This window comes from Pseudomonas sp. NDM (genome assembly GCF_003105095.1).
Classification (GTDB): Bacteria; Pseudomonadota; Gammaproteobacteria; order Pseudomonadales; family Pseudomonadaceae; genus Aquipseudomonas; species Aquipseudomonas moraviensis_A.
The window spans coordinates 1-16,114 of the sequence record NZ_QETJ01000114.1; the positions used below are offsets into that span (position 1 = coordinate 1).

The following is a 16,114-nucleotide window of genomic DNA, read 5'->3' on the forward strand; positions in this document are numbered from 1 at the left end:
GATAGCGTTCCGTCAGTTGAGAGAAATGTCGACTGACACGACGCCATCGCGAGCAGGCTCACTCCTACAGTTGTTTTGGGTGTCCGGAAAATAGCAGAAGGATCATGGCCATCTACTACTAAGGTCGTCTGGAACCTCTCTCGCAGCCGCATACATTAGCTACGTTCCAACAATAATTCGTGCTGCGAGGATAAAAACAATGAACGACAGCATTTACCTCTCGATTCAAAACAGTCCCCGATTCAAGGAGCTGGTTCAGAAAAGGGAACGATTCGCCTGGATTCTCTCGGCAATCATGCTTGGGCTCTACTCCGCATTCATCCTGCTGATCGCCTACGGGCCGCACGTGCTCGGGGCGAAACTCAGTCCTGAATCGTCGATCACCTGGGGCATCCCGATCGGTGTCGGCCTGATTCTCTCGGCCTTCGTCCTGACTGGCATCTACGTGCGCCGCGCCAATGGCGAGTTCGACGACCTGAACAATGCGATTCTCAAGGAGGCTCAGCAATGATCCGGCGTCTACTGGCTCTTCTGAGCGTTGCCGCGTTCGCACCCGGCGCCTGGGCGGCTGACGCCCTGACCGGTGCGGTGGCCAAGCAACCGCTGAACATCCCGGCGATCCTGATGTTCGTGGCCTTCGTCGGCGCGACCCTGTACATCACTTACTGGGCGTCGAAGAAAAACAACTCGGCCGCCGACTACTACGCGGCGGGCGGCAAGATCACCGGTTTCCAGAACGGCCTGGCGATTGCCGGTGACTACATGTCGGCGGCGTCCTTCCTGGGCATTTCCGCGCTGGTGTTCACCTCCGGCTACGATGGCCTGATCTACTCGATCGGTTTCCTCGTTGGCTGGCCGATCATTCTATTCCTGATCGCCGAGCGCCTGCGCAACCTGGGTAAATACACCTTTGCCGACGTCGCGTCCTACCGCCTCGGGCAAACCCAGATCCGCACGCTGTCCGCTTGCGGTTCGCTGGTGGTGGTGGCGTTCTACCTGATCGCGCAAATGGTCGGTGCCGGCAAGCTGATCCAGTTGCTGTTCGGCCTCGATTACCACGTTGCGGTGATTCTGGTCGGCGTACTGATGTGCATGTACGTGCTGTTCGGCGGCATGCTCGCGACCACTTGGGTGCAGATCATCAAGGCAGTGCTGCTGCTGTCCGGTGCTTCGTTCATGGCGCTGATGGTGATGAAGCACGTCGGCTTCGACTTCAACACGCTGTTCTCCGAGGCGATCAAGGTGCACGCCAAGGGTGAAGCGATCATGAGCCCGGGCGGTCTGGTCAAGGATCCGATCTCGGCGTTCTCCTTGGGTCTGGCGCTGATGTTCGGTACCGCTGGCCTGCCGCACATTCTGATGCGCTTCTTCACCGTGAGTGACGCCAAGGAAGCGCGCAAGAGCGTGCTGTACGCTACCGGTTTCATTGGTTACTTCTACATCCTGACCTTCATCATCGGCTTCGGCGCGATCCTGCTGGTCAGCACCAACCCGGCCTTCAAGGATGCAGCGGGCGCCCTGCTCGGCGGCAACAACATGGCGGCTGTGCACCTGGCCAACGCGGTCGGCGGCAGCATCTTCCTTGGCTTCATCTCGGCGGTGGCGTTCGCGACCATTCTCGCGGTGGTAGCCGGTCTGACGCTGGCAGGTGCCTCGGCGGTATCCCACGACCTGTACGCCAGTGTGATCAAGAAGGGCAAGGCCAACGAGAAGGATGAGATTCGCGTGTCGAAGATCACCACCATCGCCCTGGCAGTGCTGGCGATTGGTCTGGGCATTCTGTTCGAAAGCCAGAACATTGCGTTCATGGTGGGCCTGGCGTTCTCGATCGCGGCGAGCTGCAACTTCCCTGTGCTGCTGCTTTCGATGTACTGGAAGAAGCTGACTACCCGTGGCGCGATGATTGGCGGCTGGCTGGGGCTGATCAGTGCCGTGGGCCTGATGATCCTTGGTCCGACCATCTGGGTGCAGATTCTGCATCACGAGAAGGCGATCTTCCCTTACGAGTATCCGGCGCTGTTTTCGATGATGATTGCGTTCATCGGGATCTGGTTCTTCTCGATTACCGACAAGTCGGCGGCTGCGGATAACGAGCGGGCGCTGTTCTTCCCGCAGTTTGTGCGTTCGCAGACCGGGTTGGGGGCGAGTGGGGCGGTTTCGCACTAAGAGATCAGCTGCAAGCTGCAAGCTGCAAGCTGCAAGCTGCAAGCTTCAAGCTTCAAGAAAGCGCCCTGGTTGAGAGATCGGGGCGTTTTTTTTTGTGGGCGGTTATCGGTTGGTCTGGTGTGTATATCCGTTGCGATCAATCCCTCCACTCAGCCTTCCGACGTCGCCTGTGGATCAAGATCAAGAGCACTCGAGCTAACGCTCATTGTTGAGTGGTTAGAAGCGTCGCATGGCTTGAGATTTTCGGTGGATTCGCCCCTCACCCCAGCCCTCTCCCGAGGGAGAGGGGGCCGATCTGTGTGGTGTTCAAAACCTGCATTCGACTCGGTATCTCAGGTCGGCGTACTTCGCCTGTACAACTCGGTCAATCCCCTCTCCCTCCGGGAGAGGGCTAGGGTGAGGGGCTCTTGATCCGGCTCTTGATCTTTTGCCCCTTCGGCAGGCTTCGTTACGGGATCGATCCGGGGGTGGGAGCGCAGCGACCGTACGACGCAGTCGTACACAGCGAGTGTAGGTGCAGCGAAGCCAACCGGAGCCGCTGCGCCCGGAGCGATCCCGTAACGAAGGTACCCCGAGCTTTAGCGAGCGGGCCGTACGCCGGGGCAAAGCCTTTTGGGTTACCTTTTTTCGGCGTTTGGAAAAGGTGACTCGCTGTAAGAGCGAAACCCTAAGGAGCCGTTACCGCAGCAACGGATATGCCCCCAATCCAATAAACACCAACAGAAACAAAAACGGCCTCTATATAAGAGGCCGTTCCTGACACACCACTAACCCATCACAAAAAGAAAAAACCTTATTTGCGATCTTCCAGCGAGGTAATGTCACGCGACTCGTAACCCGTGTACAGCTGGCGCGGACGGCCAATCTTGTAAGGGCTCGAGAGCATTTCCTTCCAGTGCGAAATCCAGCCGACAGTACGTGCCAGCGCGAAAATCACAGTGAACATGCTGGTCGGAATGCCGATCGCCTTGAGGATGATCCCCGAGTAGAAATCGACGTTCGGGTACAGCGAGCGCTCGATGAAGTACGGGTCGGTCAGGGCGATCTCTTCCAGGCGCATGGCCAGTTCGAGTTGCGGATCGTTGTTGATGCCCAGTTCCTTCAGCACTTCGTCGCAGGTCTGCTTCATGACGGTAGCGCGCGGGTCGCGGTTCTTGTAGACGCGGTGACCGAAGCCCATCAGCTTGAACGAGTCGTTCTTGTCCTTCGCCTTGGCGATGAACTTGTCGATGTTCGACACATCGCCAATCTCGTCGAGCATGGTCAACACGGCTTCGTTCGCACCGCCGTGGGCAGGGCCCCACAGTGCGGCGATACCGGCGGCGATACAGGCGAACGGGTTGGCACCCGAGGAGCCGGCCAGACGCACGGTGGAGGTCGAAGCGTTCTGCTCGTGGTCGGCATGCAGGATGAAGATCCGGTCCATGGCCTTGGCGAGTACCGGGCTGATCGGTTTGATCTCGCACGGGGTGTTGAACATCATGTGCAGGAAGTTTTCCGCGTACGTCAGATCGTTGCGCGGGTACATCATGGGTTGGCCCATGGAGTACTTGTAAACCATCGCTGCCAGGGTCGGCATCTTCGCAACCAGACGGATCGCGGAGATTTCGCGATGCTGCGGGTTATTGATGTCCAGGGAGTCGTGGTAGAAGGCCGAGAGGGCGCCGACTACACCGCACATGACGGCCATCGGGTGGGCGTCGCGACGGAAGCCGTTGAAGAAGGTTTTCAGCTGCTCGTGAACCATGGTGTGGTTTTTCACGGTGCTGACGAACTGGGCCTTCTGTTCTGCGGTCGGCAGTTCGCCGTTGAGCAGCAGGTAGCAGGTTTCCAGGTAGTCCGACTTTTCAGCCAGCTGTTCGATCGGGTAGCCGCGGTGCAACAGAATGCCGTTGTCGCCGTCGATATAGGTGATTTTCGATTCGCACGAAGCGGTCGACATGAAACCCGGGTCGAAAGTGAAGCGGCCCGTGGCCGTCAGGCCCCGAACATCAATTACATCGGGACCAACGGTGCCGGTTAAAATGGGCAGCTCGACGGGGGCTGCGCCCTCGATGATCAACTGCGCTTTTTTGTCAGCCATGTGGCCTCCTATTTATGCTTGAACCATCAGACAGACCCCCCACGCAGGGCCCGCACCACTATAGTGAGATAAATTCGAATGTCAATTTGCCTAAAGTCTTGCTCCAGAAGGCTTTAAGCCGACTTTTTCCTCGAAATTGCCTGCCATTTACGCCTTTTATGCAACTTGTGCAATCCGCTATTGGGGGTAGGTGAACGCGTTGTCATTAGTAGCCTAACTGTCTATACTCGGCCACCGACCGCCAAGGGCTTTTGGGCTTGCTTTCATTGGGGGTCGCATCCCTGGGTGGTGGTTACCTGACCAGTGCACTCCCCAACAACTTTGCCCTGATTGTTAGGGGCTCTTCAGTGTGAAAAAAAAGCCGTGAAAAGCCAACGACCTGTAAACCTAGACCTAAGGACCATCAAACTCCCAGTCACTGCTTACACGTCCATTCTTCACCGTATCTCCGGTGTCATCCTCTTCGTGTGCCTTGCCATCATGCTTTACGCATTGGACAAGTCGCTCAGCTCCGAGGAAGGCTTCGGTCAGGTGAAAGCGTGTCTGACCAGTCCGCTAGCCAAGCTAGTGATTTGGGGCATCCTGTCCGCTCTGCTGTATCACCTGGTAGCCGGTGTGCGCCACTTGATCATGGACATGGGCATCGGTGAGACGCTGGAAGGCGGCAAACTGGGCTCGAAAATCGTTATCGCCGTTTCCGTGGTGGTAATCGTTCTGGCAGGAGTCTGGATATGGTAACTAACGTCACTAACCTGTCGCGTTCGGGCCTCTATGACTGGATGGCACAGCGTGTGTCTGCGGTCGTTCTCGCGGCTTACTTCATCTTTCTGATCGGATACATCGTCGCCAATCCAGGCCTCGAGTATGCCCAGTGGCATGAACTGTTCGCTCACAACGGAATGCGTATTTTCAGCCTGCTGGCCCTTGTTGCTCTGGGCGCTCACGCCTGGGTCGGCATGTGGACCATCGCGACCGACTACCTGACGCCAATGGCGTTCGGCAAGTCCGCAACGGCGATACGTTTCCTTTTCCAGGCAGTATGCGGCGTTGCGATGTTCGCTTACTTCGTCTGGGGTGTGCAGATTCTCTGGGGTATCTGATTCATGGCTAACATTCCAACGATTTCTTTCGACGCCATCATCATTGGTGGTGGCGGTGCCGGCATGCGCGCTGCGCTGCAGCTGGCACAGGGCGGCCACAAGACTGCGGTGATCACCAAGGTTTTCCCGACCCGTTCGCACACTGTTTCCGCTCAGGGTGGCATCACTTGCGCCATCGCCTCTGCCGACCCGAACGATGACTGGCGCTGGCACATGTACGATACCGTCAAGGGTTCCGACTACATCGGTGACCAGGACGCTATCGAATACATGTGTCAGGAAGGCCCGGCTGCCGTGTTCGAGCTGGACCACATGGGTCTGCCGTTCTCGCGTACCGAGCAAGGCCGCATCTATCAGCGTCCGTTCGGTGGCCAGTCCAAGGACTACGGCAAGGGCGGTCAGGCTGCACGTACCTGCGCTGCGTCCGACCGTACCGGTCACGCGCTGCTGCACACCCTTTATCAGGGCAACCTGAAAGCCGGTACCACGTTCCTCAACGAGTACTACGCTGTCGATCTGGTGAAAAACCAGGAAGGCGAATTCGTTGGTGTGATCGCGATCTGCATCGAAACCGGCGAAACCTCCTACATCCGTGCCAAGGCCACCGTTCTGGCGACTGGCGGTGCAGGCCGTATCTACGCGTCGACCACCAACGCCCTGATCAACACCGGTGACGGCGTCGGCATGGCTCTGCGTGCAGGCGTGCCGGTGCAAGACATCGAAATGTGGCAGTTCCACCCGACCGGTATCGCCGGGGCTGGTGTACTGGTTACTGAAGGTTGCCGTGGTGAAGGTGGTTACCTGATCAACAAGCACGGCGAGCGTTTCATGGAGCGTTATGCTCCGAACGCGAAAGACCTGGCTGGTCGTGACGTGGTTGCCCGTTCGATGGTTAAGGAAATCATCGCCGGCAACGGTTGCGGTCCGAATGGCGACCACGTAATGCTCAAGCTCGACCATCTGGGCGAGGAAGTGCTGCACAGCCGTCTGCCAGGCATCTGCGAACTGTCGAAGACTTTCGCCCACGTTGACCCGGTGGTTGCGCCGGTTCCGGTTGTTCCGACCTGCCACTACATGATGGGCGGCGTTGCCACCAACATTCATGGCCAGGCGATCACCCAGAACGCCGAAGGTCAGGACCAGATCATTCCTGGCCTGTTCGCAGTAGGCGAAGTGGCTTGCGTATCGGTACACGGTGCGAACCGTCTGGGCGGCAACTCGCTGCTCGACCTGGTGGTATTCGGTCGCGCTGCCGGCCTGCACCTGGAAAAGGCGTTGACCGATGGCATCGAATACGACGACGCTACCGAGTCCGACATCGAAGCTGCACTGTCGCGTCTGAACGCGCTGAACAACCGTACCGACGGTGAAGACGTTGCCACCCTGCGTCGCGAGCTGCAAAGCTGCATGCAGAACTACTTCGGTGTATTCCGTACCGGTGAATACATGCAGAAGGGCATCGCTCAGCTCGCTGACCTGCGTGCTCGCATCGCCAACGTGAAGATCAACGATAAGTCGCAGGCGTTCAACACTGCACGTATCGAAGCGCTGGAACTGCAAAACCTGCTGGAAGTGGCTGAAGCTACCGCCATCGCGGCCGAAGTACGTAAAGAGTCCCGCGGCGCTCACGCCCGTGAAGACTTCGAAGACCGTGATGACGAAAACTGGCTGTGCCACACCCTGTACTTCCCGGGTGACAAGCGCGTCACCAAGCGTGCCGTGAACTTCTCGCCGAAGACTGTTCCGACTTTCGAACCTAAAGTCCGGACTTATTAAGGGTGACCGCCATGTTGCAAGTCAGTGTTTATCGCTACAACCCTGATCAGGACGCTGCGCCGTTCATGCAGGATTTCCAGGTCGATACCGGTGGTAAGGACCTGATGGTGCTGGACGTGCTGGCCCTGATCAAAGAGCAGGACGAAGGTTTCTCCTATCGTCGCTCCTGCCGTGAAGGCGTCTGCGGCTCCGACGGCATGAACATCAACGGCAAGAACGGCCTGGCGTGCATCACGCCGCTATCCGCTGTTGTAAAAGGTAACAAGCTGATCGTTCGTCCGCTGCCAGGTTTGCCGGTTATCCGTGACCTGGTCGTCGATATGAGCATCTTCTACAAGCAATACGAGAAGGTGAAGCCTTACCTGCAGAACGACACGCCGGCTCCGGCCATCGAGCGTCTGCAGTCGCCAGAAGAGCGCGAAAAGCTCGACGGTCTGTACGAGTGCATCCTGTGCGCCTGCTGCTCGACCTCTTGCCCGTCCTTCTGGTGGAACCCGGACAAGTTCCTCGGTCCAGCTGCGCTGCTGCAAGCCTACCGCTTCCTGGCAGACAGCCGTGACACCAAGACCAGCGAACGTCTGGCTTCACTTGACGACCCGTTCAGCGTTTTCCGCTGCTGGGGCATCATGAACTGCGTCAACGTATGTCCGAAAGGCCTGAACCCGACTAAGGCCATCGGTCACATCCGTAACATGCTGCTTTCGAGCGGCGTGTGATTCAGCTGCTGTAACCGTTGCACCGTAGAGGCTGTGGCGCGGGCTTCAACCCGCGTCATGGCTATAACCAGAGCCGTAGCCATAAGCTGCAGCTCTTCTTTTGAAGAAATGAGACAAGCAGGGGCATCCGGGCTGGTACCCGGACTATCAGTGTGATCCTAGGTGGCTTGTTTTAGTCGCTGCATTCGGACTTCTGCAAGTTTGCTCGGTGTCGACACCGATGGTGTTCCCCTAACCGAGGGTGACCAAGCATGCAAGAAAGCGTGATGCAGCGCATGTGGAACAGCGCCTACCTTTCAGGTGGAAACGCTGCCTATGTGGAAGAGCTTTATGAGCTCTACCTGCACGACCCTAACGCTGTGCCAGAAGAGTGGCGCACCTACTTTCAGAAGTTGCCAGCCGACGGCAACTCTGCCACTGATGTTTCGCACTCGACGATTCGCGATCATTTCGTGCTGCTGGCAAAGAACCAGCGCCGCGCCCAACCGGTTTCCGCCGGCAGCGTGAGCAGTGAGCACGAGAAGAAGCAAGTTGAAGTGCTGCGATTGATCCAGGCCTACCGTATGCGTGGCCACCAGGCAGCCCAGCTTGACCCGCTGGGGCTGTGGCAGCGTCCTGCACCTGCAGACCTGTCGATCAATCATTACGGCTTGACCAATGCCGATCTTGATACGACCTTCCGTGCCGGCGACCTGTTCATCGGCAAAGAGGAAGCGAGCCTACGCGAAATTCACGAAGCGTTGCAGCAGACATATTGCCGCACCATCGGCGCTGAATTCACGCACATCACCGATTCCGAGCAGCGCCAGTGGTTCCAGCAGCGTCTGGAAAGCGTGCGCGGTCGTCCGACGTACTCCGCCGACATCAAGAGCCACCTGCTCGAGCGCGTGACGGCCGGTGAGGGCCTGGAAAAATACCTCGGTACCAAATACCCGGGCACCAAGCGTTTCGGTCTGGAAGGCGGCGAAAGCCTGATTCCGATGCTCGACGAACTGATCCAGCGTTCCGGCTCGTACGGTACCAAGGAAGTCGTCATCGGCATGGCCCACCGTGGCCGTCTGAACGTGCTGGTCAACACCTTCGGCAAGAACCCGCGCGAGCTGTTCGACGAGTTTGAAGGCAAGAAGAAGGTCGAGCTCGGTTCCGGTGACGTGAAATATCACCAGGGCTTCTCGTCCAACGTGATGACCACCGGCGGCGAAGTTCACCTCGCCATGGCGTTCAACCCGTCCCACCTGGAAATCGTTTCCCCGGTGGTCGAAGGTTCGGTGCGCGCCCGTCAGGACCGTCGCAACGACCTGACCGGTGAGAAAGTCCTGCCGATCTCCATCCACGGTGACGCGGCATTCGCCGGTCAGGGCGTGGTCATGGAAACCTTCCAGATGTCGCAGACCCGCGGTTTCAAGACCGGCGGTACCGTGCACATCGTGATCAACAACCAGGTCGGTTTCACCATCAGCAACCCGCTGGACTCGCGCTCCACCGAGTACGCCACCGACGTTGCCAAGATGATCCAGGCGCCGATCCTCCATGTGAATGGTGATGATCCGGAAGCCGTGCTGTTCGTGACCCAGCTGGCCATCGACTACCGCATGCAGTTCAAGCGTGACGTGGTGATCGATCTGGTCTGCTACCGTCGTCGCGGCCACAACGAGGCCGACGAGCCGAGCGGCACCCAGCCACTGATGTATCAGCAGATCACCAAGCAGCGCACCACCCGTGAGCTGTACGCCGAACGCCTGACTCAGGCCGGTGTGCTCGATGCTGAACGTGTTCAGGCCAAGGTCGACGAATATCGCAACGCGCTGGACAACGGTCTGCACGTGGTGAAATCGCTGGTCAAGGAGCCGAACAAAGAGCTGTTCGTCGACTGGCGTCCGTACCTGGGCCACGCCTGGACTGCGCGTCACGACACGCGTTTCGATCTGAAGACCCTGCAAGAACTGTCCGCCAAGCTGCTGGAAATCCCGGAAGGCTTCGTGGTTCAGCGTCAGGTCGCGAAGATCTACGAAGACCGTCAGAAGATGCAAGCCGGCGGCCTGCCGATCAACTGGGGTTACGCTGAAACCATGGCGTACGCGACCCTGGCGTTCGAAGGTCACCCGATCCGCATGACCGGTCAGGATATCGGCCGCGGTACGTTCTCGCACCGTCACGCTGTACTGCACAACCAGAAAGACGCGGGCACCTACATTCCGCTGCAGAACCTGTACGACGGTCAGCCACGTTTCGACCTGTACGACTCGTTCCTCTCGGAAGAAGCGGTACTGGCATTCGAATACGGTTACTCGACCACCACGCCAAACGCGCTGGTGATCTGGGAAGCCCAGTTCGGTGACTTCGCCAACGGTGCACAGGTCGTGATCGACCAGTTCATCACTAGCGGCGAGCACAAGTGGGGCCGTCTCTGCGGTCTGACCATGCTGCTGCCACACGGTTACGAAGGCCAGGGCCCTGAGCACAGCTCGGCACGTCTTGAGCGTTACCTGCAGCTGTGCGCCGAGCACAACATTCAGGTGTGCATGCCGACTACCCCGGCGCAGATCTACCACTTGCTGCGTCGTCAGGTGATTCGTCCGCTGCGCAAGCCGCTGGTCGTGCTGACGCCGAAGTCGCTGCTGCGCCACAAGCTGGCCATCTCGACGCTGGAAGATCTGGCCGAAGGTTCGTTCCAGACCGTGATCCCGGAAATCGACGCACTGGACCCGAAAAAGGTCGAGCGTGTGGTTCTGTGCAGCGGCAAGGTCTACTACGACCTGCTGGAGAAACGCCGTGCCGAAGGCCGCGAAGATATCGCCATCGTGCGTATCGAGCAGCTGTATCCGTTCCCTGAGGACGACTTGAAAGAAGTCCTGGCTCCGTACACCAACGTCAAGCATGCCGTCTGGTGTCAGGAAGAGCCGATGAACCAGGGTGCCTGGTACTGCAGCCAGCATCACTTGCGTCGCAGCATCGCCAACCTCGACAAGACTCTCGTACTCGAGTACGCGGGCCGTGAGGCGTCGGCTGCCCCAGCTTGTGGTTATGCATCGATGCACGCCGAGCAGCAGGAAAAACTGCTGCAAGATGCTTTCACTGTTTAACGCCTTCGCGCTGACTGAAACCGAATTTTAAGGACCCACAGATAATGGCTATCGAAATCAAAGCCCCGTCATTCCCGGAATCGGTTGCCGATGGCACCGTTGCCACCTGGCACAAGAAACCAGGTGAGGCCGTCAAGCGTGACGACCTGATCGTCGACATCGAGACCGACAAGGTCGTGCTCGAAGTGTTGGCTGAAGCGGACGGCGTGCTGGGCGCAATCGTTGCCGAAGAGGGCGCTACCGTTCTGTCGAACCAGGTCCTGGGCTCGATCGAAGAGGGCGGCGCTGCTGCCGCTGCTCCAGCCGCCGCTGCTGCTCCGGCTGCTACTGCCGCTGCCGCACCAGCTGCTGCCGATGGCGAAGATGACCCGATCGCAGCGCCGGCCGCACGCAAACTGGCTGAAGAAAACGGCATCAACATCGCTTCCGTTGCCGGCACCGGCAAGGGCGGTCGTGTGACCAAGGAAGACGTGGTAGCAGCAGTTGCTGCCAAGAAAGCCGCACCGGCTGCCGCACCTGCCAAGGCTGCTGCTCCTTCGGCTGCTGCGCCTGTGTTCGCTGCTGGCGACCGCATCGAGAAGCGCGTACCGATGACTCGCGTACGTGCCACCGTGGCCAAGCGTCTGGTTGAAGCCCAGTCGAACATGGCGATGCTGACCACGTTCAACGAAGTCGACATGACTGAAGTCATGGCTCTGCGTTCGAAGTACAAGGACCTGTTCGAGAAGTCGCACAACGGCGTACGCCTGGGCTTCATGTCGTTCTTCGTGAAAGCGGCCACCGAAGCGCTGAAACGCTTCCCGGCTGTCAACGCGTCGATCGACGGCGGCGACATCGTTTACCACGGCTACGCGGACATCGGCGTTGCCGTTTCCAGCGACCGTGGCCTGGTGGTACCGGTTCTGCGTAACGCCGAGCTGATGAGCCTGGCGGAAATCGAAGGCGGCATCGCAACCTTCGGCAAGAAAGCCCGTGACGGCAAACTGTCGATGGACGAGATGACCGGTGGTACCTTCACCATCACCAACGGTGGTACCTTCGGTTCGATGATGTCGACGCCAATCGTCAACCCGCCGCAGGCAGCGATTCTGGGCATGCACAACATCATCCAGCGTCCAATGGCCATCAACGGTCAGGTCGTGATCCGTCCGATGATGTACCTGGCACTGTCCTACGATCACCGTCTGATCGATGGCAAAGAAGCTGTGACCTTCCTGGTGACCATCAAGAACCTGCTGGAAGATCCGGCTCGTCTGTTGCTGGATATCTAAAAAGCAGCTGCAAGCTTTCAGCTACAAGCCTCAAGCTCAAGGCGAGCGGGTGGGCTTGCAGCTTGAGGCTTGCGGCTTGTAGCTTTATTGCTAAAGAGGATTTTTTGAATGTCGCAGAAATTTGACGTAGTAGTGATCGGTGCCGGCCCTGGTGGCTATGTAGCGGCCATCAAGGCTGCGCAGTTGGGCCTGACCACTGCCTGCATCGAGAAGTACACCGACGCAGAGGGCAAGCAAGCCCTTGGCGGTACCTGCCTGAACGTGGGTTGCATTCCTTCCAAGGCGCTGCTCGACAGCTCGTGGAAATACAAGGAAGCCAAAGAGAGCTTCAACGTTCACGGTATCTCGACCGGCGAAGTCAAAATGGACGTCGCTGCGATGGTTGGCCGCAAGGCTGGCATCGTCAAGAACCTGACCGGCGGCGTTGCCACCCTGTTCAAGGCCAACGGCGTTACTTCGATCCAGGGCCACGGCAAGCTGCTGGCCGGCAAGAAAGTCGAAGTCACCAAGCCTGACGGTTCGGTTGAAGTCATCGAAGCGGAAAACGTCATCCTCGCGCCAGGTTCGCGTCCGATCGACATCCCACCGGCTCCGGTTGACCAGAAAGTCATCGTCGATTCGACGGGCGCTCTGGAATTCCAGTCCGTACCCAAGCGTCTGGGCGTGATCGGCGCTGGTGTGATCGGTCTGGAACTGGGTTCGGTATGGTCGCGTCTGGGCTCCGAAGTGGTTGTTCTGGAAGCGCTGGACACTTTCCTGATGGCAGCGGACACCGCTGTTTCCAAGGAAGCGCTGAAAACCCTGACCAAACAGGGCCTGGACATCAAGCTGGGCGCTCGCGTTACCGGTTCGAAAGTCAACGGTGAAGAAGTTGTCGTCAACTACACCGATGCCAACGGCGAACAGACCATCACTTTCGACAAGCTGATCGTTGCCGTTGGTCGCCGTCCGGTGACCACTGATCTCCTGTCTGCCGACTGCGGCGTGGAAATCGACGAGCGCGGTTTCATCGCGGTCGATGACCACTGCGTCACCGCCGTACCGGGCGTCTTCGCCATTGGCGACGTGGTTCGCGGCATGATGCTGGCCCACAAGGCTTCGGAAGAAGGCATCATGGTTGTCGAGCGCATCAAAGGCCACAAGGCTCAGATGAACTATGATTTGATCCCTTCGGTTATTTATACTCACCCGGAAATCGCGTGGGTTGGCAAAACCGAGCAGGCGCTGAAGGCCGAAGGCGTTGAAGTCAACGTCGGCACCTTCCCGTTCGCCGCTTCCGGCCGTGCCATGGCTGCCAACGATACCGGTGGTTTCGTCAAGGTCATCGCCGATGCCAAGACCGACCGCGTATTGGGCGTGCACGTGATTGGCCCGAGCGCTGCGGAACTGGTTCAGCAGGGCGCGATCGGTATGGAATTCGGCACCAGCGCTGAAGACCTGGGCATGATGGTTTTCTCCCATCCGACCCTGTCCGAAGCCTTGCACGAAGCTGCTCTGGCAGTGAATGGCGGCGCCATTCACATTGCCAACCGCAAGAAGCGTTAAGACACACAATAAGAAACCACGGCGGTAGCGGCCCGTCGTGAGCCTTGCGAGCAAGACTCACCGCGGAATGTCCGCCGGACGCAGTCTTGCGTAGCTCCGCTACGCAAGCAGCAGTCACAGGTGGCGCGGCACTCAAACGAGCGCAGCGCCGAATGCGCAGTACCTAACGAAGACGGTAAAAAGCATGAATCTTCACGAGTATCAGGGTAAGCAGCTGTTCGCTGAATACGGCCTGCCAGTTTCCACTGGTTACGCAGTAGACACCCCGGAAGCAGCAGCAGAAGCTTGCGACAAGATCGGCGGCAACGAGTGGGTCGTCAAAGCCCAGGTTCACGCCGGTGGTCGCGGTAAAGCGGGCGGCGTAAAGCTGGTTCGCAGCAAAGAAGACGCCAAGGCCTTCGCACAGCAATGGCTGGGCAAGCGTCTGGTGACTTACCAGACTGACGCCAATGGCCAGCCAGTCACCAAGATCCTGGTTGAATCGTGCACTGATATCGCTAAAGAGCTGTACCTGGGCGCTGTCGTTGACCGTTCGAGCCGTCGCATCGTGTTCATGGCTTCCACCGAAGGTGGCGTGGACATCGAGAAAATCGCTCACGACACGCCAGAAAAAATTCTCAAGGCCACTATCGATCCACTGGTTGGCGCTCAGCCATCCCAGGGTCGCGAGCTGGCATTCCAGCTGGGTCTGGAAGGCAAGCAGGTCACTCAGTTCGCCAAGATCTTCGTAGGTCTGGCCAAACTGTTCAAAGACCACGACCTGGCTCTGCTGGAAGTGAACCCGCTGGTGATCAAGGCTGACGGCGATCTGCACTGCCTCGACGCCAAGATCAACATCGACGCCAACGCCATGTACCGTCAGCCTAAGCTGAAGGCTTTCCACGATCCGTCGCAGGACGATCCGCGCGAAGCGCACGCTGCCAAGTTCGAACTGAACTACGTAGCCTTGGAAGGCAACATTGGCTGCATGGTCAACGGTGCCGGTCTGGCCATGGGTACCATGGACATCGTCAACCTGCATGGCGGCAAGCCAGCCAACTTCCTCGACGTAGGTGGTGGCGCAACCAAGGAACGCGTTACTGAAGCGTTCAAGATCATCCTGTCCGACCAGAACGTCGCGGCAGTACTGGTCAACATCTTCGGCGGCATCGTTCGCTGCGACATGATTGCCGAAGGCATCATCGGCGCCGTGAAAGAAGTCGGCGTGAAAATCCCGGTTGTTGTTCGCCTTGAAGGCAACAACGCTGAGCTGGGCGCTAAAGTACTGGCAGAAAGCGGTTTGAACATCATCGCTGCTACCAGCCTGACCGACGCTGCTCAACAAGTTGTCAAAGCTGCGGAGGGCAAGTAATGAGCGTCCTGATCAATAAAGACACCAAAGTTATCTGCCAGGGTATTACCGGTTCGCAAGGTAGTTTCCACACCCAGCAAGCCATCGAATACGGCACCAAGATGGTTGGTGGCGTAACTCCTGGCAAAGGCGGCACCGAGCACCTGGGTCTGCCAGTGTTCAACACCGTCAAAGACGCAGTAGCTGCGACCGGCGCTACCGCCAGCGTGATCTACGTTCCAGCTCCGTTCTGCAAGGACTCGATCCTGGAAGCGGCATTCGGCGGCATCAAGCTGATCGTCTGCATCACCGAAGGCATTCCTACCCTGGACATGCTGGACGCCAAAGTTAAGTGCGACGAACTGGGCGTAGTCCTGATCGGCCCTAACTGCCCAGGGGTGATCACCCCAGGCGAATGCAAGATTGGCATCATGCCAGGTCACATTCACTTGCCAGGCAAGGTCGGTATCGTTTCGCGTTCCGGCACCCTGACCTACGAAGCTGTGAAGCAGACCACTGACGCCGGTTTCGGTCAGTCGACTTGCGTCGGCATCGGCGGTGACCCGATCCCGGGTTCGAACTTCATCGACATCCTGAAACTGTTCCAGGAAGACCCGAAGACCGAAGCGATCGTAATGATCGGCGAGATCGGCGGTTCGGCTGAAGAAGAAGCGGCTGCCTACATCAAGGCAAACGTAACCAAGCCGGTTGTTTCCTACATCGCTGGTGTGACTGCTCCTCCGGGCAAGCGCATGGGCCATGCTGGCGCAATCATCTCTGGCGGCAAAGGCACTGCAGACGAGAAATTCGCTGCGCTGCAAGACGCAGGCGTGAAAACCGTGCGTTCGCTGGCAGACATCGGCAAGGCCCTGGCCGAGCTGACTGGCTGGGAAGTGAAGAAGTAAGCCACGGCTGACTTTTTAGCTCCAGCAACAAAGGCCACCGTCGGGTGGCCTTTGTCGTTTCTGCTGATTGGAAGATCAAAAGATCGCAGCCTTCGGCAGCTCCTACAGGAGAAATGCATTCCAAATGTAGGAGCAGCCG

Annotated in this window: 12 protein-coding genes; 11 read left to right on the top strand and 1 reads right to left on the bottom strand. The window is 58.4% G+C overall.

Annotated elements, in window-relative coordinates; all coding sequences use genetic code 11:
- Positions 1-199 precede the first annotated feature (199 nt).
- Positions 200-511 (top strand): DUF485 domain-containing protein, encoded by a 312-nt coding sequence (locus DCO47_RS19595; protein WP_042607582.1) that lies wholly within the window; start codon positions 200-202, stop codon positions 509-511.
- Positions 508-2,166 carry a cation acetate symporter gene (locus tag DCO47_RS19600; protein ID WP_064365437.1) on the top strand — a complete coding sequence of 553 codons (1,659 nt, stop codon included), beginning with the start codon at positions 508-510 and terminating at the stop codon, positions 2,164-2,166. Before DCO47_RS19595 ends, DCO47_RS19600 begins: the two co-directional genes overlap by 4 nt.
- Positions 2,167-2,959: 793 nt before the next feature.
- Here the strand turns inward: DCO47_RS19600 and gltA are convergent.
- Complete coding sequence (gene gltA, locus DCO47_RS19605) at positions 2,960-4,249, bottom strand: citrate synthase (protein WP_042607584.1); 1,290 nt, start codon at positions 4,247-4,249, stop codon at positions 2,960-2,962.
- Between the two features lie 363 nt (positions 4,250-4,612).
- Between gltA and sdhC the strand changes: the two genes are divergently transcribed.
- From sdhC to sucD, 9 genes are all read left to right on the top strand, one after another.
- The gene (gene sdhC, locus DCO47_RS19610; RefSeq protein ID WP_016773673.1) at positions 4,613-4,987 is read left to right on the top strand and encodes a succinate dehydrogenase, cytochrome b556 subunit; all 375 of its coding nucleotides are present in this window, start codon (positions 4,613-4,615) and stop codon (positions 4,985-4,987) included.
- Entirely contained in the window at positions 4,981-5,349 is a 369-nt protein-coding gene (sdhD, locus tag DCO47_RS19615) for a succinate dehydrogenase, hydrophobic membrane anchor protein (RefSeq protein WP_008049683.1), read from the top strand. The genes sdhC and sdhD overlap by 7 nt, the downstream gene beginning before the upstream one ends.
- 3 nt (positions 5,350-5,352) lie before the next feature.
- Positions 5,353-7,125 carry a succinate dehydrogenase flavoprotein subunit gene (gene sdhA, locus DCO47_RS19620; RefSeq protein WP_042607585.1) on the top strand — a complete coding sequence of 591 codons (1,773 nt, stop codon included), beginning with the start codon at positions 5,353-5,355 and terminating at the stop codon, positions 7,123-7,125.
- Positions 7,126-7,136: 11 nt separating this feature from the next.
- Positions 7,137-7,841 carry a succinate dehydrogenase iron-sulfur subunit gene (locus DCO47_RS19625; protein WP_116658728.1) on the top strand — a complete coding sequence of 235 codons (705 nt, stop codon included), beginning with the start codon at positions 7,137-7,139 and terminating at the stop codon, positions 7,839-7,841.
- Positions 7,842-8,092: 251 nt separating this feature from the next.
- The gene (locus DCO47_RS19630) at positions 8,093-10,924 is read left to right on the top strand and encodes a 2-oxoglutarate dehydrogenase E1 component (RefSeq protein WP_042607586.1); all 2,832 of its coding nucleotides are present in this window, start codon (positions 8,093-8,095) and stop codon (positions 10,922-10,924) included.
- 44 nt (positions 10,925-10,968) lie between these two features.
- Positions 10,969-12,195 (top strand): 2-oxoglutarate dehydrogenase complex dihydrolipoyllysine-residue succinyltransferase, encoded by a 1,227-nt coding sequence (gene odhB, locus DCO47_RS19635; protein WP_024012151.1) that lies wholly within the window; start codon positions 10,969-10,971, stop codon positions 12,193-12,195.
- Positions 12,196-12,303: 108 nt separating this feature from the next.
- Positions 12,304-13,740, top strand: a complete 1,437-nt coding sequence (gene lpdA / locus DCO47_RS19640) for a dihydrolipoyl dehydrogenase (protein ID WP_042607587.1) — start codon at positions 12,304-12,306, stop codon at positions 13,738-13,740.
- Positions 13,741-13,924: 184 nt separating this feature from the next.
- Positions 13,925-15,091 (top strand): ADP-forming succinate--CoA ligase subunit beta, encoded by a 1,167-nt coding sequence (gene sucC, locus DCO47_RS19645; RefSeq protein WP_016773679.1) that lies wholly within the window; start codon positions 13,925-13,927, stop codon positions 15,089-15,091.
- Entirely contained in the window at positions 15,091-15,975 is an 885-nt protein-coding gene (gene sucD / locus DCO47_RS19650) for a succinate--CoA ligase subunit alpha (RefSeq protein ID WP_016773680.1), read from the top strand. Before sucC ends, sucD begins: the two co-directional genes overlap by 1 nt.
- Positions 15,976-16,114 lie beyond the last annotated feature (139 nt).

Bases quoted from the DNA above. Each gene is read 5' to 3' on its own strand.
- DCO47_RS19595 (WP_042607582.1), top strand. From the start codon at position 200: ATGAACGACAGCATTTACCTCTCGATTCAAAACAGTCCCCGATTCAAG.
- DCO47_RS19600 (WP_064365437.1), top strand. From the start codon at position 508: ATGATCCGGCGTCTACTGGCTCTTCTGAGCGTTGCCGCGTTCGCACCC.
- gltA (WP_042607584.1), bottom strand. From the start codon at position 4,249: ATGGCTGACAAAAAAGCGCAGTTGATCATCGAGGGCGCAGCCCCCGTC.
- sdhD (WP_008049683.1), top strand. From the start codon at position 4,981: ATGGTAACTAACGTCACTAACCTGTCGCGTTCGGGCCTCTATGACTGG.
- sdhA (WP_042607585.1), top strand. From the start codon at position 5,353: ATGGCTAACATTCCAACGATTTCTTTCGACGCCATCATCATTGGTGGT.
- DCO47_RS19625 (WP_116658728.1), top strand. From the start codon at position 7,137: ATGTTGCAAGTCAGTGTTTATCGCTACAACCCTGATCAGGACGCTGCG.
- DCO47_RS19630 (WP_042607586.1), top strand. From the start codon at position 8,093: ATGCAAGAAAGCGTGATGCAGCGCATGTGGAACAGCGCCTACCTTTCA.
- odhB (WP_024012151.1), top strand. From the start codon at position 10,969: ATGGCTATCGAAATCAAAGCCCCGTCATTCCCGGAATCGGTTGCCGAT.
- lpdA (WP_042607587.1), top strand. From the start codon at position 12,304: ATGTCGCAGAAATTTGACGTAGTAGTGATCGGTGCCGGCCCTGGTGGC.
- sucC (WP_016773679.1), top strand. From the start codon at position 13,925: ATGAATCTTCACGAGTATCAGGGTAAGCAGCTGTTCGCTGAATACGGC.
- sucD (WP_016773680.1), top strand. From the start codon at position 15,091: ATGAGCGTCCTGATCAATAAAGACACCAAAGTTATCTGCCAGGGTATT.